Below are 621 nucleotides of genomic sequence, written 5' to 3' on the forward strand. Positions count from 1 at the left end.
CACATATCAGCGATTACTGGAAGCAGGAAAACCCAAAAACGAATAGCCCATCATTGCCTGTGTTAGAAAGATGGTTGTGATCCTGAATTCAATGCTAAGAGACGGAACTATGTGGAATGAAAATATGGCGAAAAATTAACTATTGACGCCATACTCGTTTGTTATGCTTAAGCTTCAATGGCTTACGTTTTAATTGAATTAAGATTAACTCGACTTTGATTTACAAACAAAAACCAAAAAGTAGAAAACAGAAATGACTCATAATTTTGAAAATCAGACTTTGAACTTTGGCAGTCAAAACTCAAAAACCTAAGATCAAATTTCTGATTGAGCCAGCCTCCCTAACCTCGCGCTTACCTGACAATTGATTGAGGCAACGCTCTGAATTTTCAGCGCCAAAGAATAAGTGTCCGAAAAACAGCGCTCAAAAAAGCCAACTTGCCGACAAACACCAAACTGAAAAGCCGAGGGAACAAAGAAAAACTATAAATCACTGAATTTTATCTGATTTAAGCATAACGCCCGCCTAAGGGGCTGGCAACGCATTACCACCAAACTCAACCACAACAACCATAACCACCGCGGCTCAATGGGACTGGAATGCCACGCGTTGACAGTCCC

The 621-nt window shown here is 40.4% G+C and carries 1 pseudogene; it reads left to right on the forward strand.

The window, feature by feature from the left end:
- Positions 1 to 139: pseudogene (locus CIK04_RS32000) on the forward strand (IS110 family transposase); the annotation flags it as partial.
- Between the last annotated feature and the right edge of the window lie 482 nt (positions 140 to 621).

This window comes from Vibrio sp. 03_296, assembly GCF_002265885.1.